Origin of the sequence: Acinetobacter sp. CIP A162 (genome assembly GCF_000367905.1) — a bacterium.
GTDB classification, from domain to species: domain Bacteria; phylum Pseudomonadota; class Gammaproteobacteria; order Pseudomonadales; family Moraxellaceae; genus Acinetobacter; species Acinetobacter lwoffii.
Genome location: NZ_KB849158.1, coordinates 12,959 through 33,186 on the forward strand (window position 1 = coordinate 12,959; position 20,228 = coordinate 33,186).

Annotated in this window: 25 protein-coding genes; 13 read left to right on the forward strand and 12 right to left on the reverse strand. The window is 42.9% G+C overall.

The annotated features are described in order from the left end of the window. Positions 1–57 precede the first annotated feature (57 nt). Entirely contained in the window at positions 58–417 is a 360-nt protein-coding gene (locus tag F995_RS02540) for a hypothetical protein (RefSeq protein ID WP_034436454.1), read from the reverse strand. Between the two features lie 224 nt (positions 418–641). On the opposite strand from F995_RS02540, the gene F995_RS02545 reads away from it, so the two are divergent. The 3 genes from F995_RS02545 (at position 642) to F995_RS02555 (ending at position 1,943) form a co-directional block, all read left to right on the forward strand. After that, positions 642–875 (forward strand): SEL1-like repeat protein, encoded by a 234-nt coding sequence (locus tag F995_RS02545; RefSeq protein ID WP_004278686.1) that lies wholly within the window; start codon positions 642–644, stop codon positions 873–875. 151 nt (positions 876–1,026) lie between these two features. Then, entirely contained in the window at positions 1,027–1,407 is a 381-nt protein-coding gene (locus F995_RS02550) for a DUF2750 domain-containing protein (protein WP_004645256.1), read from the forward strand. Positions 1,408–1,511: 104 nt separating this feature from the next. Beyond that, positions 1,512–1,943, forward strand: coding sequence for a CBS domain-containing protein (locus tag F995_RS02555; protein ID WP_004278688.1), 432 nt, complete (start codon positions 1,512–1,514; stop codon positions 1,941–1,943). Positions 1,944–2,072: 129 nt separating this feature from the next. On the opposite strand, the gene trpB is transcribed toward F995_RS02555, so the two are convergent. From trpB to F995_RS02605, 10 genes are all read right to left on the reverse strand, one after another. Then, positions 2,073–3,281 (reverse strand): tryptophan synthase subunit beta, encoded by a 1,209-nt coding sequence (trpB, locus tag F995_RS02560; protein ID WP_004645257.1) that lies wholly within the window; start codon positions 3,279–3,281, stop codon positions 2,073–2,075. 86 nt (positions 3,282–3,367) lie between these two features. Then, entirely contained in the window at positions 3,368–4,132 is a 765-nt protein-coding gene (locus F995_RS02565; protein WP_004645258.1) for an IS5 family transposase, read from the reverse strand. A gap of 115 nt (positions 4,133–4,247) precedes the next feature. Then, entirely contained in the window at positions 4,248–5,435 is a 1,188-nt protein-coding gene (locus tag F995_RS02570) for a vWA domain-containing protein (protein WP_004645259.1), read from the reverse strand. A gap of 13 nt (positions 5,436–5,448) precedes the next feature. After that, on the reverse strand, positions 5,449–6,300 hold the full coding sequence (locus F995_RS02575; protein WP_004278691.1) for an AAA family ATPase: 852 nt from the start codon (positions 6,298–6,300) through the stop codon (positions 5,449–5,451). A 20-nt stretch (positions 6,301–6,320) separates the two neighbouring features. Then, positions 6,321–6,704 (reverse strand): hypothetical protein, encoded by a 384-nt coding sequence (locus F995_RS02580; protein ID WP_004645260.1) that lies wholly within the window; start codon positions 6,702–6,704, stop codon positions 6,321–6,323. Positions 6,705–6,725: 21 nt separating this feature from the next. Next, the gene (locus tag F995_RS02585; protein ID WP_004278695.1) at positions 6,726–7,031 is read right to left on the reverse strand and encodes a YcgL domain-containing protein; all 306 of its coding nucleotides are present in this window, start codon (positions 7,029–7,031) and stop codon (positions 6,726–6,728) included. 130 nt (positions 7,032–7,161) lie between these two features. Continuing rightward, positions 7,162–8,304 (reverse strand): ribonuclease D, encoded by a 1,143-nt coding sequence (locus F995_RS02590; protein ID WP_004278697.1) that lies wholly within the window; start codon positions 8,302–8,304, stop codon positions 7,162–7,164. A 178-nt stretch (positions 8,305–8,482) separates the two neighbouring features. Next, the gene (recR, locus tag F995_RS02595) at positions 8,483–9,079 is read right to left on the reverse strand and encodes a recombination mediator RecR (protein WP_004278698.1); all 597 of its coding nucleotides are present in this window, start codon (positions 9,077–9,079) and stop codon (positions 8,483–8,485) included. Positions 9,080–9,092: 13 nt separating this feature from the next. Then, positions 9,093–9,422 carry a YbaB/EbfC family nucleoid-associated protein gene (locus F995_RS02600; RefSeq protein WP_004278699.1) on the reverse strand — a complete coding sequence of 110 codons (330 nt, stop codon included), beginning with the start codon at positions 9,420–9,422 and terminating at the stop codon, positions 9,093–9,095. Between the two features lie 28 nt (positions 9,423–9,450). Beyond that, a complete protein-coding gene (locus tag F995_RS02605) occupies positions 9,451–10,638 on the reverse strand; it encodes an O-succinylhomoserine sulfhydrylase (RefSeq protein ID WP_004278701.1) in 1,188 nt (395 codons plus the stop codon). Positions 10,639–10,780: 142 nt separating this feature from the next. Between F995_RS02605 and F995_RS02610 the strand changes: the two genes are divergently transcribed. The 10 genes from F995_RS02610 to F995_RS02660 all read left to right on the forward strand — a co-directional run bounded on the left by F995_RS02610 (position 10,781) and on the right by F995_RS02660 (position 18,911). Further along, the gene (locus tag F995_RS02610) at positions 10,781–11,878 is read left to right on the forward strand and encodes an alpha/beta fold hydrolase (protein WP_004645261.1); all 1,098 of its coding nucleotides are present in this window, start codon (positions 10,781–10,783) and stop codon (positions 11,876–11,878) included. 69 nt (positions 11,879–11,947) lie between these two features. Next, complete coding sequence (locus F995_RS02615) at positions 11,948–12,820, forward strand: NAD(P)-dependent oxidoreductase (protein WP_004645262.1); 873 nt, start codon at positions 11,948–11,950, stop codon at positions 12,818–12,820. A gap of 86 nt (positions 12,821–12,906) precedes the next feature. Then, a complete protein-coding gene (locus F995_RS02620; protein WP_004278704.1) occupies positions 12,907–13,176 on the forward strand; it encodes a YARHG domain-containing protein in 270 nt (89 codons plus the stop codon). Between the two features lie 31 nt (positions 13,177–13,207). Then, entirely contained in the window at positions 13,208–13,621 is a 414-nt protein-coding gene (locus tag F995_RS02625) for an HIT family protein (RefSeq protein WP_004278705.1), read from the forward strand. Positions 13,622–13,979: 358 nt separating this feature from the next. Further along, positions 13,980–15,113 (forward strand): porin, encoded by a 1,134-nt coding sequence (locus F995_RS02630; RefSeq protein WP_004645263.1) that lies wholly within the window; start codon positions 13,980–13,982, stop codon positions 15,111–15,113. 444 nt (positions 15,114–15,557) lie between these two features. Beyond that, positions 15,558–15,749, forward strand: a complete 192-nt coding sequence (gene cydP / locus F995_RS02640) for a cytochrome oxidase putative small subunit CydP (RefSeq protein ID WP_004645265.1) — start codon at positions 15,558–15,560, stop codon at positions 15,747–15,749. Further along, positions 15,749–17,335, forward strand: a complete 1,587-nt coding sequence (locus F995_RS02645; protein ID WP_004645266.1) for a cytochrome ubiquinol oxidase subunit I — start codon at positions 15,749–15,751, stop codon at positions 17,333–17,335. The genes cydP and F995_RS02645 overlap by 1 nt, the downstream gene beginning before the upstream one ends. Then, complete coding sequence (gene cydB, locus F995_RS02650; protein WP_004645267.1) at positions 17,332–18,477, forward strand: cytochrome d ubiquinol oxidase subunit II; 1,146 nt, start codon at positions 17,332–17,334, stop codon at positions 18,475–18,477. The genes F995_RS02645 and cydB overlap by 4 nt, the downstream gene beginning before the upstream one ends. A 26-nt stretch (positions 18,478–18,503) precedes the next feature. Continuing rightward, the gene (gene cydX / locus F995_RS16230) at positions 18,504–18,605 is read left to right on the forward strand and encodes a cytochrome bd-I oxidase subunit CydX (RefSeq protein WP_004278713.1); all 102 of its coding nucleotides are present in this window, start codon (positions 18,504–18,506) and stop codon (positions 18,603–18,605) included. Between the two features lie 3 nt (positions 18,606–18,608). Then, positions 18,609–18,911 (forward strand): cyd operon YbgE family protein, encoded by a 303-nt coding sequence (locus tag F995_RS02660; protein WP_004278714.1) that lies wholly within the window; start codon positions 18,609–18,611, stop codon positions 18,909–18,911. A 152-nt stretch (positions 18,912–19,063) separates the two neighbouring features. Here the strand turns inward: F995_RS02660 and rodA are convergent, their stop codons facing one another. Further along, positions 19,064–20,203 (reverse strand): rod shape-determining protein RodA, encoded by a 1,140-nt coding sequence (gene rodA, locus F995_RS02665; RefSeq protein ID WP_004645269.1) that lies wholly within the window; start codon positions 20,201–20,203, stop codon positions 19,064–19,066. Positions 20,204–20,228 lie beyond the last annotated feature (25 nt).

The following is a 20,228-nucleotide window of genomic DNA, read 5'->3' on the forward strand; positions in this document are numbered from 1 at the left end:
TAAGTTCAAGTCAGCGCACTGAATATTCATAAGAGCTGAATCCTGCTATTTCGAGGACTAATTCATGATTCTGGTAATAATTGTTGAATACAGCACCAATGCAACAACAAGCAATACCAGTGCAATTGCAAATTTACTTAAACCCGCTTCTGCTTCAGGCGGATGCAGACGATCCTCATCTGCAATGCGGACCAGCTCACCATTATAAAGCTTATAAAACTGCTCACGCTGGTTTTCATCCAGCGCACGGGTAAAGTCGTAGACTTCTTTACGTTGTGCCAGTCCATAATCACCCAGATGGGTGTGTTTACTGAATATAGCTTGATCGAGTTTTTTACGATGCAAATCGGCAAGTTCCATAATTTGACCTGCAGTCGGAGGCATATCAAATTTCACACCATCTAAAGTTCTTGTCATCATGGCCTTCTCCTTATTGTTTGCTATCCATTTACAATGTAGCTTAATAATATTTATAGTTGTGTATAGTTTAATCAGTTAAACTATAACTTAAGTAAACAAATAAAATCGAATAGTTGACTTTTCCATTATTTTGTAATATTAGTTTAACAATACTAATTTATATTTGTATTTAGACTAAATAGTCTATCCTGTAATCATAATTAAAATTAAGGAGTTTTTATATGATACAACAACTCTCTCAACACGATCTGGAACATCTGTACGCAGATGCCGTGAATACCATTCAATCGCAAATGAACTTTGCTGATGCAGTAAAACAGCTTGAAGAAGCCGCTCGTGCTGGCCATGGTAAAGCAGCGCTTTTTTTAGCAGAACTTTATTATCAAGGTTTCCGTGTAGAACGAGATTCACTCAAAGCCCAGTACTGGCAGAACATGGCCACCATGCAAGCATAAAGAAACGTCACCTAGGTGGCGTTTTTTTATGCCCTTTTTTCAATAAGTAGCAATCAATACATATTTTCTTACGAATCCTTGCAAAGCTGAAACAGTAATTTCATATAAAGTTTCTAGAATAGAGCCTGAACTCCAATAGCACTTTATTCTAATGAAACCACGAAAAATTATTCAATTTGATCCGATCTGCAAAAACTTTCTGTTAAAGATCACGATGCTTAAATCTTTGATGAATTGTGGCGAGCTATGGGGTGCATATCACCAAGGCTGGGCGATGATGCGTGACCAGGAAGACTGCATCTTCCCATTCTGGCTCAATCCGCTGGATGCTAAAAATTATGCCCAGCAGCATTGGCCGGATTACATCCCGCGTAAAATCAATTCTGAAGATTTTGAAAATGCATTATTGCCGACCCTGTCGCGACTGAATGTTACGCCAGCCCTGTTCAACACCAATGGAACCAAACTCAAACTGACTGCTGCACAGATGCGTCATCTGTTTTTTTCGCAACAAAGACTGCACATTGCTTAAATAACATGCTATTTATAAAGACTAAAACCTAAACACTTAGAGATGTTCAGGTTGAATACATACTCTAGGATTAATAATAAATTAACCAATAAGGATGATTAAGCATGACCAATGTGGCACAGGTGCTCAGTGAAAAAATGCATCAAGCTATTTATACCATCCGTCCAGATTCTACTGTTTTAGAAGCCATCACCTTGATGGCGGATAAAGGAATCGGGGCGCTTGTGGTAACCCATGAAGACAATGTGGTGGGGATTTTGTCAGAGCGGGATTACACGCGTAAGATCGCCCTGATGCAAAGAACCTCATTCGACACCACTGTTAATGAGATCATGACCTCTAAAGTGATTACCGTAAATACAGCTACTAGCGTAGAAGACTGTTTATCTTTGATGACTGAACGCCACCTACGCCACTTACCCGTGGTCGAACATGAAAAACTGATCGGTCTGATTTCAATTGGGGATTTGGTCAAAGCGGCCATGGATGACCAACGCAAATTGATTGAACAGTTACAGCAATATATCTCAGGTTAAAACATCATCTAGCTTTCTCTAAGGCATTTGAAGATCACTTAAGTGACACCAAGATAAAGTTTTATATCTGATCCATAAAAAATCCCGGTATGTGTACCGGGATTTTTTATATGAACATTCTGAATAAAATCAGTTTAGACCTAATTTTTCTGCGACGTAATCTGAGTCTTTATCACCACGACCCGATAAGTTCACTACAATCTTGGTATCTTTTGGCAGTTTCCCTGCTTCACGAATGGCCCAAGCCACCGCATGCGAACTTTCTAATGCAGGTACAATGCCTTCTACGCGTGACAGTGTCATGAATGCATCCAGACATTCCTGATCAGTTGCTGTAGTGTACTCTACCCGGCCCAAATCTTTCAGCAAGCTATGCTGCGGCCCCACACCCGGATAATCCAGACCAGAAGCAATTGAATGCACTGGCAATGGCTCGCCCTGTTCATCTTCTAGCACATAACAGGCCATACCATGTAACTGGCTCGGTTTACCTAAGGTCAAAGTAGCTGAATGCATATCGGTATCTAAACCATGACCTGCCGGCTCAACGCCAACCAGTTTCACATCGGGTTCATTTAAAAATGCAGTGAATGCGCCAACTGCATTGGAACCCCCACCGACACAGGCAACAACATAGTCAGGATTTGCACCAAAACGCTCATTGGCCTGAACTTTAATCTCATCACCAATAATCGACTGGAAATCACGTACCATCATCGGGAATGGGTGCGGCCCGACTACCGAACCAATGGCATAGATGTAGTTTTTCGGGTCTTTTAAATATTCTTCAAAAGCACTGTCGACTGCATCTTTGAGTGTGGCTGTACCGCGAGTCACAGAAATCAGCTTGGCACCCAGAATTTTCATCTTGACGACGTTTGGATGCTCTTTTTCAATATCTACTTGCCCCATATGAATTTCACATGGGATACCCACCAAGGCACATGCAGTTGCCAAAGCAACACCATGCTGGCCGGCACCGGTTTCTGCAATGACTTTGGTCTTGCCCATATATTTCGCAAGTAAAGCTTCACCCAGACAATGATTGATCTTGTGCGCCCCGGTATGGTTCAGATCTTCACGTTTCAGATAAATCTGCGCCCCGCCAAGCTGTTCAGAAAGACGTTTGGCATGAAATAAAGGACTTGGGCGACCGACATAATGGGCAAACAGATCTTTCAATTCATTCTGAAACTCTTCAGTCTGACGAATTTCCTGATAGGCCACATTAATATCATCCATGGCCTGTTTCAGATCGGGTGGAATAAACTGACCGCCATACTGACCAAAAAAACCCTCTTCATTCGGTAACGCAATACCATTAATTTGATGAGCCATAATCATGCCTGAAATTTTAAATAAGAGATAATGAGTGACTTTATACTAGAATAATTTTTTTTAAATCACTAGGGTCTGTTGACATTTCAAGTATAGAATTTACCCGATAAAGGTAGCCAAATAAATATACAAGCTAATGCAACTGCCCCCTCATAGCTACACTTTAGCTTATCATATCGTGTTGCTATTCCTCTGAACTGCTTTAACCTACAAAATGCATTCTCAACTAAGTGTCTGATTTTATATAAATACCAATCCATATGATCATTATTTGACTGAGTATTTGATTTTCTTGGAATATTCGCTTTAGTTTTTTTCGCAGATATTTGTTCTCTTAATGATTCAGAGTCATATCCTTTGTCTGCACAACATACTTCCGTTTCACTCAAATCAAGTTTTTCAATCATTTTGGGAGCAATCTTGACATCATGTATCGTTCCATCGGAGATAATAATTTCGATTGGATTGCCATCCGCATCAACAGCTAAGTGTATTTTAGAACTATTTCCACCAATGCTTTTAGAAATATCCTGATCTTTTATTCCAGCAGAATGTTGGTGTGCCCGAACATGACTACCATCAATAAAAACCCATTCCATATCAGCACTTGAAGAAATTAATTTAAATATTTTCATTAACTTATCATTTTTACACCAACGATTATATTTTTTAAAGATTGAGTTATACGAACCAAATTCTTTAGGCAAATCACGCCATGGGCAGCCTGTTCTTATTCTATAAAGTATTGCTTCGACAAAATTTCTCAAATTAGATTTGAAATAGATATCAAAATTTCGGAAAATAGAAAGTAACTTAGACCAGTGTTGATCATTCAGCATTGTACGAGGCATAGCGAGAAGTAAATTTAGTTTGGCGATTAAATTTTACTTTCTCGCTATTTTTTTGAACAGTAAATGTCAACAGACCCTAATAACTCTAACTAAAGTCACTTATAGATAAATGGAATTAACGCGCCAGATATTTAGTCATGTCTTCAATGCCTTTCAGCGTCATTGGAAACATATGATTTTCAAATATTTGCTGGATCAGACCAATAGTATGGGTGTAATGCCAGTATTTTTCTTCTTCAGGATTCAGCCAAGCGGTTTTATCAAAATGCTGACGTAGACGCTGCAACCAGACTTGCCCAGCCTCATCATTCATATATTCAACCGAACCACCGACAGAATTCAGCTCATAGGGTGCCATGCTGGCATCACCGACTACAATCACGCGATAATCGCGCCCATAGGTATTGAACAAATCCCAGGTATTCATACGTGAACTGGAACGACGGACATTGTCTTTCCAGACATAGTCATACAGACAGTTATGGAAATAAAAATATTCCAGGGTTTTGAATTCGGTTTTCGCAGCACTGAACAACTTTTCACACTGGGCAATATGCGCATCCATCGAACCACCGACATCGAACAGCATTAAAACTTTGATGCGGTTACGACGCTCCGGTACCAATTGTACATCCAGAATGCCCTGCTTGGCCGTTTCACGAATCGTCCCGTCAATATCCAGTTCTTCAGCAGCACCCTGACGGGCAAATTTTCGTAGACGGCGCAATGCCATCTGCATCTGGCGGCTACCCAAAATCTGTTCATCGTCCAGATTTCGATATTGGCGCTGTTCCCAGACTTTCACCGCAGAACGCTTACGCCCCGGCCCGCCAATACGCACACCTTCAGGATGATCGCCATAGGCACCAAAGGGTGAAGTGCCACCGGTACCCATCATCTTGTTGCCACCCTGATGTTTTTTATGCTGTTCGCGCAGACGCTCTTCCAGCATTTTCATCAGTTCTTCCAGCGATCCGGCTTTTTTCAGCTCTTCGCGCTGCTCCGGGGTCAGATGCTTCTCGAGTAATTCGAGATCGAACCAGTCTTTGGGCAGCTTATGCACCTGATTCAGCAGCTCATCCAGATCAAAGGTCGCGATACCATCAAAATAGTCTTTCATAGCACGATCGAACTTATCGAAATAGCGCTCGTCCTTGACCATGACGGTTTTGGCCAGCTGATAGAATTCATCCTGATCGGCAAACACCAGACCTGCAGCAACCGCCTGATTCAGGTCAATCAGCTCACGAGTCGATACCGGCACGCCGTATTTGCGTAAGGTATAAAACAGTCGCACAAACATGCGTGTTTCTCCCTTAACGACGTGACATAAATGCTAGACGTTCGAGCAACTGCACATCTTGCTCATTCTTGATTAATGCGCCGTACAGGGGCGGAATTGCTTTGGATTTATCAGTATTGCGCAGAATATCTTCCGGCATGTCGTCAGCCATAAGCAGGCTGAGCCAGTCGATCAGTTCAGAAGTTGAAGGTGGTTTTTTTAAACCCGGAATCTGACGTAATTTAAAGAAGACTTGCAAAGCCTCATTGACCAATGTGGTCGAGATATTGGCAAAATGCACATCGATGATTTCACGCATGGTGGCTTCATCCGGGAATTCGATGTAATGGAAGAAGCAACGACGCAGGAAAGCATCTGGCAATTCTTTTTCATTATTTGAGGTAATGATCACGATTGGGCGCTGAGTTGCCGTAATGGTTTCGCCAGTCTCGTACACATAGAACGACATTTTATCGAGTTCATGCAGCAAGTCATTTGGAAACTCGATGTCTGCCTTATCAATTTCATCAATCAACAGGACACAGCGCTCTTCACTGGTAAACGCTTCCCATAATTTACCCGGCTTGATGTAGTTCTTGATGTCATAGACACGGTCATCACCCAACTGACTATCGCGCAAGCGGGATACGGCATCGTATTCATACAGGCCTTGTTGTGCTTTGGTAGTGGACTTGATGTGCCAGGTGATCAGCTTCAAACCCAGACTTTCTGCAACTTGCTCGGCCAGCAAAGTCTTACCTGTACCCGGCTCACCTTTGACCAGCAATGGTTTTTGCAAACTGCGTGCAGCTTTCACCGCAAGTTTTAAACTGTCAGTCGCAATGTACTGATCGGTACCTGAAAATTGTTGAATATCAGCAGACATGATTGAACCTTATTTTTTACTTACAGCGGTGAACTTTTCTCGTGAACACGAATATTGCTTTTGTTCGACACATAGGTCGACCAGCAATAGCCAACCACAGATCCAATCCCAATGACAAATAAAATAAGTGACGCATTAATCCAAACCAGGGATTGCTCTTTGGTTAGCACCCCAAATAACAGACCAAAGATCGCGGGTGCAATGGATGCATTCGCCCCCTCGGATACCGTCGGTGTCAATAGAATGGCAAAGGCCACAATCCACAAAAAACCGCCCATAGGTTTAGGCAGACGCTTGGTTACGCTATACCAGCACCATAAAGCAATCAGGCTGCCGAGCAGATAAACTGCAACGGCAATGCTCTGTTCAGGAATTGAGTCTAATACAGCCACATAACCATTCATTTCACAACTCCTGAATTAACATTAAGCACCGCGTAAACCTTCTGGTGCCACAGCATTTGGATCAATCAAGCCTTCTGGCGGCATTTGCAGGAAGAAACCGCGAGTTTCAATAGAATCCATAACATGCAAGACATTGGCACGTGCCAGTTTACGTGATTCACTTAATTCAAGATGCATGACAAAAGTCGCACGTCCAAATGCTGCCTGTACTGCTTCAGTTAATACACTTAAAGGCTCGAATGTTTCAGCTTCGCTTTCATTCGCAGGACGCGCCACATACAGATACATTTCACTTTTTTTGCTGGATTTGTAGATAGACACTTGCATATTTCAAACGACTTTTCTGGAAAAACAACTGCAAGGATACATCAAAAAAAAGACAGAAACATTAGCCACGTCTCATGCATCAGTCGTGATTTTGTATAATTGCTTTTTCTTTAACCATTCCTGTAGCCAATCACTCGCTAACTTTCATCTGGGTAGACAGATAAGATTCATCCTGATGCAATACCTGAATCAGTGGCTGAGTTAATAACTCATAGCGCCAGCCAAGCAGATAATCCGGCAGATCCTGTTCATCCTTGTGAAAAACTACATGCTGATACAGTGCATTCAACCATTTCTTGCGCATCAGCACTTCTTTGGGAATTGAGGTTTCATTGACGACGTTCTGAATAATTGAATCAATTTTTTCGCCAATATCTTTGGAAGAATGGCGAATTGGACGTGCCAGACGTAAAGGCCAATTTGCCGGCTCCGGCAGGAATTTCAGTAAATCTAAAATGGTTTTACCATGCTCACGAACCACATTCGAACGAATGTCTTTCACATGACTCAGCTGGAAATTATTGCGAGGGAACTTTTCCACCAGATCAATCATGCTGGCATTTTTTAAAATAAAACTGCGTGGCTGATTTAGTGCTTTGGCAATCTGATCGCGCCAGACCATCAGTTGCTGCAATTGCATCAACTGACGGCGTGAATGCCGGTAATTGCCGACATCCTGATACAACAAGGCGGTTGGTGTATCTTCGCCAATTTCCTGAGTCAAAAAACGGCAATCTTGCAAAGCAAAATCCAGCAGATCTTTCGAATCCAGATCCTGTTTGATTTTCTCTGACAGTTGCACCAGATAATGTACATCATTGGCAGCATAGAGCAACTGTTCGGAACTGAGTGGACGCGCCAGCCAGTCAGAACGGGTCTGGTCTTTTTCGATATCGACTTCCAGCATCTGCTTCAGCGCATTTTGATAGCTGACTTGCAGACCATGCCCCAAAAATGACATGCCGACCTGGGTATCAAACACATTACTCAGCGATTTCTTCTGGGTATAGTGATAAATCAGATCGATATCTTCACTACAGGCATGAAAAATATTCTGCTGTGCGTTAAAAATTTTATTAAGGAACTCAGTCAGATCCAGCGTGGTTCCATCCAACAAATAGACCTTGTTGTCTACGTTAATCTGAAAAACACCCAGCTTAGGCCATAAGGTATCAACCTTGATAAACTCGGTATCCAGCCCATACACTGAATTCTGATCCATCAGCTTCAGTACATGAGTTAAGTCGTTTTGATGTTGAATAAATTGAAACATAGAACTGAGTCTAAGATTAGATTCTCGATAGATCCATATTAACTGATCTATAGAATTTTTGTATAAAAAATAACGTCAATTCTGCCCTATTTCCTAAAAAATGGCGCTTACTTATCAGGTTTTATATTCTAATTAATATCTTTTTTATATTAAAACTAACAAGATATTTAAGCTCAGCTTACTTCATGCGCATCCGGTTATGTACTGCCTGACTCAAGGTATGGCTATCGACATATTCCAGCTCACCACCTTGTGGTACGCCCTGGGCAATTCGGGTCATCTGGATCGGCAAATGCTTACTGGCCTCAACCAGATAATGTGCCGTTGCTTGTCCTTCTACCGTGGCATTGGTTGCCAGAATCACTTCTTTCACCTGACCATTGGCCAAACGATGCAATAAGTACGGAATACCGATTTCTTCGGGACCAATACCATCCAGTGGCGATAAATGTCCACCCAATACATGATATTTACCTCTGAAGCTGCCACTTTGTTCAATCGCCATGACATCTGCAGGTGATTCTACTACGCAAAGCAATTCATCATCACGATCCAGCGAAGTACAGATATTGCAGACTTCGTCTTCGGTCAAAGAATGACAGACTGAACATTCATGAATGTAATTGGTTGCCTCAGTCAGCGCATGTGCCAGACCAATAGCACCCTCACGATTTTTCATGATCATATGCAATGCCATACGTTGAGCCGATTTCGGCCCAACGCTTGGCAAAATGCGTAATGCTTGAACGAGTTGATCAAAACGATCACTAAACATTGCGCATTCTTCCTTAGAACATACCTGCAAGACCAGGCGGCAAACCCATGCCTGAGTTTGCTGCTTTCATTCTTTCGTCAGATACCACTTCTGCCTGACGTGCTGCATCATTCATTGCAGCTGCAATCAGGTCTTCAATCATGTCTGGATCATCCTGAAGTAATTCAGGATTGATTTCGATACGTTTCACCACGTTACGGCAAGTCATGGTTACTTTCACTAGACCACCACCCGCCTCGGCATGCACTTCAGTTTGCGCAAGCTCTTCTTTGGCTTTTTTTACGTTGTTTTCAACTTCTTTCTGCATGCGCTGAGCTTGCTGCATCAACATGTTAATGTTCATAAATATCTCCGAACATAAATTTATAAAATTAAATCAGGTCTAAACCGCGACGAATATCCTGGATAATATCACCAATCTCTTCCAAACCAACAGATACGCGAATCAAACCTTCGCGAATACCGGCAGCTTCTTTGGCTTCAGGCGACAATTTACCGTGTGTCGTGGTTGCCGGATGGGTAATAGTCGATTTCACATCGCCCAGATTGCCGGTAATCGAGATAAACTGGGTATTGTCGATGACAGTCCATGCTTCCTCACGGCCACCTTTCACTTCAAAAGACACAATACCGCCAAAACCGCTCTGCTGTTTGGCTGCCAGTTCATGACCGACATGCTCAGGCAGGCCCGCATAATATACTTTTTCCACTTTTGGATGCTGATTCAAAAATTCAGCCAGTTGCTGTGCACTTGCTGAATGTTCACGCATACGCAAACGTAGTGTCTCCAAGCCTTTCAGGAAAACCCAGGCATTGAATGGGCTCATTGATGGGCCGGTGGTACGCACATAGCCAAAAATTTCTTCAAGCAGCTTATGATTACCTACGACAGCACCACCCAAGGCGCGGCCCTGACCATCCAGATATTTAGTCGCAGAATACACCACCAGGTCTGCACCAAATTTGAGTGGTTGTTGTAACACTGGGGTACAGAAGCTGTTATCAATCGCCAGTAAAGCATCATTAGCATGCGCAATATCGGCGAGTCCCTGTATATCGGCTACTTCTGCTAAAGGATTCGATGGCGATTCAACAAAGAGAATTTTTGTTTCAGGCTTGATGGCATTTTTCCATGCATCAAGATCAGTCAAATCGACAAAATCAACGCTGACGCCAAATTTTGCGACATATTTTTCAAACATGGAAACCGTAGAACCGAAGACTGCACGTGAACAAATCACATGGTCGCCCGCTTTTAAAAAAGCCATCATCACTGCCATAATGGCTGCCATACCCGAACTGGTGGCGACGGCGCGCTCTGCACCTTCAAGTGCAGCCAGACGCTTTTCAAACATGGCAACGGTCGGATTGGTAAAGCGAGAATAGATATTGCCCGGTTCCTGGCCTGAGAATTTAGCTGCGGCTTCTGCAGCATTTTCATAAACAAAGGACGATGTTAGAAAAATCGGTTCGCCATGCTCACCTTCAAAAGTGCGGGTATGACCGGTACGAATGGCTAAAGTTTCTAATTGGTAAGAAATATCGTCTTGCTGGCTCATCGCTTTACCTCAGCCCTCAGGCTGCCTTTTGTAAAAATTTGCCAACATTTTGAGCGCCTAAGCTATTTCAGGTCAAGGCATAATAAGCGATTATTGCTTAGACTTCGATCAATCCTCCCGCGGATACGGATATTTTATTTACATGATTCAGTTAAAACAAAACTTTCAGCGCCAGCAAAAAAAATTGAAACACCTCAGCACCCGGGTGTTTAATGCCTCCTCACTGATCCTGTCGCAAAAAACCCCTTTTGAATATATTGCCGGCACCGAGTTTTGCAAGATTCGTTATTACGCTTCACCTGAGAAAAAATATAAGGAGCCTCTGGTTTTCATCGCACCGTTAGCCATTAATATGGATATCTATGATCTGTATCCTTATCGCTCTCTGGTCAAGCATTTTCAGCATAGCGGTTTTGATGTCTATCTGGTGGAATGGAAACGCTTTAACTTTAAGCACCGTCACCTGAATTTTTTATCTTTTATCGATGCAGCCATTCCTCAATCCATTGAAACCATCTGCAAGCATTCAGGCAGTCAGTTCATTTCCTTACACGGCTGGAGTATGGCTGGGGTGTTTGTCACGCTCTATACAGCCCTGCATTCGCCTGAACATGTCAAGAATCTGATCGTGGTCGGCAGTCCTATCGACAGTTATGCGTCAGGACGTGTCGGCAAACTTTTTTCTACGACCAATAAACTGATTTCTAAAAATAAGAATTTGCAACAGGCCATTCATCAAGGATTGATCCCGAAGCAATATATTCATACGCCGGGTATTGTAAATGCCTTGGGCTTTAAATTACTTGATCCGATTGGCTGGCTAAAAAGCCAGAAGCAGTTTTTGCTGAATCTGGATCATGTCGAAGATGTCTATGAACATGCCACCATGGGGAATTTCCTGAACAAGATGATCGATTATCCGGGCGGGATTAATCAGGACATGGTTCTGCATTTATGGCTGCAAAATCCTTTAAAATACGGTTCTATCACTTTAGATGGTCGTATTGTTGATCTTAAAAATATCAGCTGCTCCCTATTGGTAGGTGCAGGTCAAACCGACCAGATTGTCACAGAACAGTCAGCTAAGCCTTTGATGGAATTGACAAGTAGCCAGGATAAGACGTTTACTCTTATACCGGGTGGTCATCTTGGACTCATGTCGAACCAGAAAACAGCCAATACATTCTGGCCCAAAATGACGACCTGGCTGGTGCAGCGCTCCACACGTCTTGATGCTTAAAGCAGATTTCTCGCACCAGAAAAATATTAAAAATTATCAATAGATTTAAACATATTCAGAGGGTACAGCATGATTCAATCAGTGGCATTTATCGGCCTAGGTGCAATGGGTTTTCGTATGGCAGCACATTTACCCAAGCATTTTGATACGGTCTATGTCTGGAACCGCAGCTTTAACAAGGCAGAGCAACATGCGGCTGAATATGGCACCCAAGCCGTCACACTGGAACAGGCCGTACAGGCAGATGTGATTTTTTCCTGCCTGCCAACTAGCGCTGACGTTGAACGACTTCTGGAAAATCTGTCGCTTAAATCCGGTTCAGTCTGGGTCGACTGCACCAGTGGTGTACCGGATTCTGCCCAAAAACTGGCAGTACAACTGGCTGAACATGGGGTAATCTTTCTGGATGCACCGGTCAGCGGTCAAACCATTGGCGCTGAAAATGGCACGTTAACTGTGATGGTGGGCGGTAATGCAGAGGGCTATGAACAAGCCCTTCCTGCGATGCAGGCTTTTGGCAAGCTGATCAAGCATGTGGGTGAATCTGGCGCAGGTTTTGCAGTGAAGGCCGTAAATAATATGTTAATGGCTGTAAACCTGTGTGCCGTCGCAGAAGGCTTTACTACACTGAAAGCGCATGGGGTAAACTTGCATGAAGCGCTGGATTGTATTAATGCTTCAAGTGGTAAAAGCATGGTGACTGAAACCGTTTTGCCGCAGCGTATTTTAAACCGCAGTTTTCCTGTAACCTTTGCCCTGCCACTCTTGGCCAAAGATACAGGCATTGCAATCGACCTTGCGCGTGAAGCCAAAATTTCTGCGCCTGTGCTCTCGTTGACCCAGAATCTGATTCAAGCGGCCAGCGATCTGTCGGATAAAAACAGTGATTTTTCCAGTGCTGTGAAAATGTATGAATCATGGAGTAATATTACCATCGAGTAATATCTCGCCATTGAATAATGATAACGAAACCTCATATTGTGACTAGTAGGCAGGCACATATAGTGGATAACCCAGAGGAAACTCTCATGAAGAAATTTTCTGTTGCAGCATTGATCGGCTTTGCAACTTTGTTCGGGGCTTCAACATCGGTTCTTGCATCTGAACAAGAGTGCAAAAAATTAAAAAATGATCATGACGTGATTTATGCGTCTAAAGGTTTCTGTTTCAAAGATCCTGAAGCAAAAGCCAAGTTTGGTAATGACAATTGCTATACAACCAAGCCAAAATTCTCGGAAAAAGAGCAACAACGTCTTGACGCGATCAAAGATCGTCAGAAAGAATTGAACTGTAAATAATTCAGTTTAATGACGCTCAAGGAATATACTTATGACTTATGATGATCAGAATATTTTTGCACGAATTCTACGCGGTGAACTTCCTGCGATAAAAGTGTATGAAGATGACCAGGTTCTTGCATTTATGGACATCATGCCTCAGGCAGAAGGTCATACTCTCGTGGTTCCGAAAACTCCGGCGATCACTTTACTGGATCTACCCCCTGAAGCTGCAGCCTATACGATTCAGATCGTACAGAAAGTTGCAAAAGCCATTGAAAAAGGTTTAGGTGTGGACGGTATCGTGCTGATGCAATTATCAGGGGCCGCAGCGGGTCAGACCGTACCACACGTACATTTCCATCTGGTTCCTACCTCTTTGCACAATCTGGGCAAACATGCAGCACAAATGGGCGACCAGGAAAAAATTAAAGCGCTGGCTGAGAAGATTAAAGCTGCCCTTTAAGCTATTCTTAATACCTAATGTTAATACCTAAAAATGGAGCCTCGGCTCCATTTTTTATGTCTGATGTATTTCACCCTGAATTAAGCCACTCAAATATCAATAAAAGTCACCTAGCCTATTTTTAGGTTTTACAGCAAACACCGAGCCTAGCTGTATTTGTATCAATCCTGCTTACCCCACTTCATAATCCTATAAAAAATAAGACAATGATTGTCTTTAATATTTCTGAAATATTTCCTTAATCATATTGACTTATTTGTAATGAATACTTGGCACCAATAGAGCAGTAGATGTTTCAAAACAATACTGAAACTTGTTTTTAAGACGATGAATAAAAAAGTCTTTATTGGAGCAACACATGAAAAAAACGTTATCTGCATTAGCAATCGGGGCAACAATTTTAACACCAGTGATGGCAGCCGCGGCTGATGTTAAAGTGTATGGTCGTGCACACGTTTCTTTAGATTATCTGGATGATGGCCAGGATTATAACGAAGTAGGTCTTTCTTCAAACTCTTCACGCCTAGGCTTTAAAGCTGAACAAAAACTAGAAAATGGTATGACCGTATTTGGTCAAATCGAACAGGAAATTAACTTTGCAAGTGGTTCTGCAAACGATGATGTTGAATTTGCAACTCGCGATACTTTTGTTGGTTTAAAAGGTGATTTCGGTCAAGCGCGTATCGGCCGTTTTGACAGCCCATTCAAAGTAGCACGTGGCCCGGTCAACTTCTTTGGTGATATGGTCGGTGATGTTCGTAACGTCACACGTGCTGGCAACTTGCGTTTTGATGAACGTAATAACAATACCATTGAATATAAATCACCTAAGTTTGGCGGCGGCTTTAATGTTTTAGCAGCACTTTCTTTACACGAAGGTAATAGCCCTGATAGCGTGTCAACGTCTTCACCAAAAACTACTGTAATTGAAACTGTGAATGGTCCAGTAACAGTAGTCGTACCGGGAACCACAACTACTACCAATAAAGATAATCGCGATGATAAAGCATACGATCTCGCTTTAACCTATAAAGAAGGCAAAGTTGATTTTGCTGCTGCCTATGAACATTATGAAGAAGATGCAGGTCGTGGCGAACGCGATGGTTTCCGTATTGCTGGTGCTTACAAAATCACACCTGAATTCAACTTGGGTGGTTTATACCAATTCCTTCAACACGATAATTCTGAAGCAAACCCAGATGCACAAGTATTTGGTGTAGCCGGTGAATATAAATTTGCACCAAAAACCTCATTCCGTGGTGAAGTATTCCACCGCGATGTCGATGCGGACGATGCAAATGCAACTTTACTGGCAATCGGACTTGAGCACCGTTTAGATCCAACAGTCCGCATTTATGGCAACATAGCAACTGTACTAAATGATGAAAACTCAAACCTTACCCCTTGGGCACAAGGTCGTACCAATACTGTAGGTGGCGTACGCGGTGAAGACAGCCTAGGTCTTTCTCTAGGCATGCGTTACGACTTCTAAGTCGAGCCTCCCTCACAAAGCTTAAAAAGAACATGCCTCCAGCATGTTCTTTTTTTGGTGTGTTTTTTATCAAAATAAATAAGATGAGAAAGATTGTGACACTGATATTCAACCCTTATAAAACCAACCAATTTAGTTTGATTAATTTTATTCTTTATTTTAAAACCAAGCATTTTAATCAGATTTAAAAATAGGAGAATATTATTCCAACCAAAATAATCTACATTAAAATATATAAATATAAGCATTTTAGTCGGATTTAAAAACCAATAAAATTACATAAAATAATAAAAAATATTTAGAATAAATTTTAACTTGAATAAATATATATTTATTACTTTCAAGTATTTATAAATATATATTTATTTAAACTGTATCATCTATTTATTTTTTAGTTACAATAGATTAATAATATACAACAAGTCATATAACAGGCTTAGTCGAATGAGCTTAGTTCCTAAAAATCTAAACCAGAGAGTGGTTAGAGAAATAACCGCCATTTTAATTATCAAGGTTATTTTACTCATGATAATTAAAAATATCTGGTTTGATGCGCCTACGATTCCTAAAAATTTTGATAACCAAGTCGCCGAGCGTATCGCCGGCAATCCTTCCCAAATCCAGGAGACACGTTGATGATTTCTGAAAGCGTGGTCGATCTCTCGCGGTTCCAGTTCGCCATGACCGCGATGTATCACTTTATTTTTGTTCCACTGACGCTAGGTCTAGCATTTCTGCTTGCCATTATGGAAACCACCTATGTGATTTCCGGCAAAGAAATCTATAAAGACATGACCAAGTTCTGGGGAAAACTGTTTGGTATTAACTTTGCCTTAGGGGTAACCACCGGCCTGACCATGGAGTTCCAGTTCGGAACCAACTGGGCTTATTACTCGCATTATGTCGGTGATATTTTCGGTGCACCGCTGGCGATTGAAGGTTTGATGGCCTTCTTCCTTGAATCGACCTTTATTGGCTTGTTCTTCTTTGGTTGGGATCGCCTGTCCAAAGTACAACATCTGGCAGTGACCTGGCTGGTAGCTTTAGGCTCGAACATGTCCGCACTCTGGATTCTGGTCGCCAATGGCTGGATGCAAAACCCGGTCGGTTCAGCATTTAACTATGAAACCATGCGTATGGAAATGATGGACTTTGCTGCACTGATCTTTAACCCGGTCGCTCAGGTTAAATTTGTGCATACCGTATCTGCGGGTTATGTCACAGGTGCCATCTTCGTACTGGCTATTTCAAGTTACTACATGCTGAAAAAACGTGACCTGCCTTTTGCACGCCGTTCTTTTGCCATTGCAGCCATCTTCGGGCTTGCTTCTACACTTTCAGTGATTTTACTGGGTGATGAATCAGGTTATGAGCTGGGTGATGTACAAAAAACCAAACTGGCAGCGATTGAAGCAGAATGGGATACTCACCCTGCACCTGCACCATTTACTTTGTTCGGTATCCCAAATAAGGAAACCATGACTACAGATTATGCAGTGAAAATTCCTTATGTGATGGGTCTGATTGCTACACGTTCTACGACTGAACAAGTCACAGGTATTAAGGACCTGCTGGTTCAGCACGAAGCGCGTATCCGTAATGGTATGGTGGCATATTCACAACTGGAAAAATTACGTGCTGGTGATCAGTCTCCAGAACTGAAAACAGCTTTTGAAGAAAGCCAAAAAGACCTCGGTTACGGTCTGCTACTGAAGAAATACACCCCAAATGTCGTTGATGCCTCTGAAGAGCAAATCAAAGCAGCTGCTAAAGACACTATTCCACACGTACCAAGCCTGTTCTGGGCCTTCCGTGCCATGGTGGCTTCTGGCTTCCTGATGCTACTTCTATTTGCACTGGCAACTTTTGCGGTAGCCAAACGTAATGCTGAAAACAAACCATGGTTATTGAAATTTGCATTATTTGCACTGCCTTTACCTTGGGTTGCTGCGCAGACCGGCTGGTATGTAGCAGAAGTAGGTCGTCAACCTTGGACTATTGGTGAAGTATTACCGACGCATCTTTCAGCATCAAGCTTAAGCACAGGTGATGTCTGGGGTTCAATCTTGGCATTGGCAGCGTTCTATACCGTGTTACTGATTATTGAAATGTATCTGATGATCAAGTTCTCACGTCTTGGCCCAAGCTCACTGCATACCGGTAAATACCATTTTGAAAAGCTTGCAGCTGCAGAGAAGGCAAATGGGGAGACTCAAGCATGATCGAATATGAATTATTAAAAATCATTTGGTGGGTGCTGGTCGGCGTATTGCTGATTGGCTTTGCCCTCACCGATGGCTTCGATATGGGCTCCATGGCGATCATGCCATTTGTGGGCAAAAATGATAGTGAGCGCCGTGCAGCGATCAATACTATTGCACCGCACTGGGACGGTAACCAAGTTTGGTTTATTACTGCCGGCGGTGCGTTATTCGCTGCCTGGCCAATGGTCTATGCAACTGCCTTCTCCGGCATGTACTGGGCCCTGTTGCTGGTCCTGTTTGCCCTGTTCCTGCGTCCGGTCGGTTTTGACTATCGCTCAAAACTGGAAAATACCAAATGGCGCAATTCATGGGATTGGGGTCTAGCGATTGGTGGTGCAGTTCCTGCATTGGTCTTTGGTGTGGCATTCGGTAACATGTTCCTGGGTGTGCCATTTACTCTAGATGAAACTGTACGTTCTACTTATACTGGCAGCTTCTTTGCACTCCTGAATCCGTTTGCTATTGTGTGTGGTCTGGTCAGCTTATCGATGCTGTGTGCACATGGTGGTGCATGGTTAATGCTGCGTACTGATGGTGACCTACGCCAACGCTCTGCCAAAGCAACACAAATCATGGGTCTGGTTTATCTGGTTACCTTCCTGGCTGCAGGCGCTTGGCTGTACTTTGGTGGTATTCAAGGTTATACACTGGTTACACCTTTTGATACCAATGGTGTTGCCAACCCGCTCGCCAAAGAAGTGCTGACCAATGCCAATCCAGGCTGGATGAATAACTACTCGACTTATCCAATCACGATGGCAGCGCCTATTGCCGGCATTTTGGGCGGTTTGATCATTGTACTGGCAGCAGGTAAAAATAAAGCAGGCTTGAGCTTCCTGGGTTCATCTCTGGCAGTTATCGGTGCAATTCTGACTGCTGGTTTCGCCCTATTCCCTTTCCTGATGCCTTCAAGCATTAACCCGGTTGCAAGTCTGACCATGTGGGATGCGGTATCTAGTAAAAATACCTTAACCGTTATGACCGTTGCTGCCTGTATCTTTGTTCCACTGATCCTGATCTATACCACTTGGTGTTATTACAAGATGTGGGGCGTGATTACCAACAAACACATTGAAGATAATTCACACAGCCTGTACTAAGGGCTGTGTCTTAAGGAGAGACAACTATGTGGTATTTTGCTTGGATTCTGGGTGTACTGATGGCATGTTTTGCCAGTGTGATTGCTGCCATTTACATGGAACAACACCAAGACCTAGATGAGGAATAAAACATGACCGAAGCTGCGCTTGAGAAAACCGTTGTAGACAAGAAACCAAACAAATTTGCGATGATGATTTCCTGCCTCCTGGCTTTTCCTCTCGCAGCCGTGTTATTGGTTCATCCTTCTGCAATGCTGGATGCCAACGGTGAATATAGCCATAGTGCCATGATGTATATCATGATTGGTATTTCTGGAGGCTTTGTCCATGGTGTGGGCTTTATGCCGCGCCACTGGTTCTGGAAATGGTTGTTTAGCCCTTTCCTAGCATGGCCTTTAATGATCTGGGGTTATTACACCTGGTTTCTCAGTTAAAGTATGAAATTAAAAAGCCCTCATTTGAGGGCTTTTTAATTTCATACGAATTCTAAAATATTCTTCTTTTTTCTTCTGGCCAAAACAGGATTTTTAAAACAACTTATTTTAAGTATATAAAAAGCCGGAACCAGTCCGACTTTTAGAATGACTTATCGATGAGTATGAATCGACATCACAATGCCCATCCCGGCCAGCATGGAAATCACTGCCGTTCCACCATAACTCATGAGCGGTAATGGATCTCCAGTTACAGGTAAAATCCCGCTCACCATGCCTGAGTTTAAAAATACAAAGAAGAAGAAAGTCAGTCCCATGGCTCCAGCATATAAGCGGCCAAAGTTATGAAAGCTGTTTAAACCAATCATCAGACAGCGAATAATAATGGCAGTGAATAAACTAAACAGCAGGAAAACGCCGATAAAACCGAATTCTTCGGCATAAGTCGACATAATAAAGTCAGTATGATGTTCAGGCAGATAACCTAAATGTGATTGGGTACCTTCGGTATAGCCTTTGCCCGTGGAACCACCTGAACCAATCGCAATTTTGGACTGGATGATATTCCAGCCTGCACCCAAGGCATCCGATTCCGGATCAAATAACGTGGTAATACGTTTTTTTTGATACTCTTGTAGCACGAACATCCATGCAGCCGGAGCTGCCACAGCTACCGCCGCTGCTGCACCACCAATCAGACGCCACGACATCCCACTTAAAAATAGAACAAAAATACCAGGAATTACCAAGCCAATGTTCAAGTCAGGCTGAAGTGCCACCAAAACAAATGGTACGCCCAATAGAATCAAAGCCCCGACAATATGCAAAAATTTGGGAGGAAATGGCTTACGTGCAAAATACCATGCCATCATCAAAGGCATGGCAAATTTCATCACCTCACTCGGTTGCATGCTTCCCACCCCTGGCAAGGTAATCCAGCGGGTTGCACCCAAACGTTTTTCACCAATCACAAAGACCAGAAGCAGCATGAAGATCCCGAAGGCATACAGGTATGGACTAATCGCCTGATAGACTTTCGGTGGAATCTGCGCACAGATAAACAGCAGCACAAAACCAATTCCAAAACTGATCGCCTGACGCACCACCATGCCAGAGTCTTCGGATGTCGCGCTATACACCACCATTAAACCCAGGATTGCATTGAGAACTAGAAAGCACAATAACCAGGGATCAAGGTGCAACTTGGTCCATCGAGATGAATCTTGCGGGTTAATACTACGTCCATCACGCAAAGAGTGACGTAAAAACCGATACTGCTGTGAAGGTATCATTGGCCAAAAGGTGAAAAAGAATGAT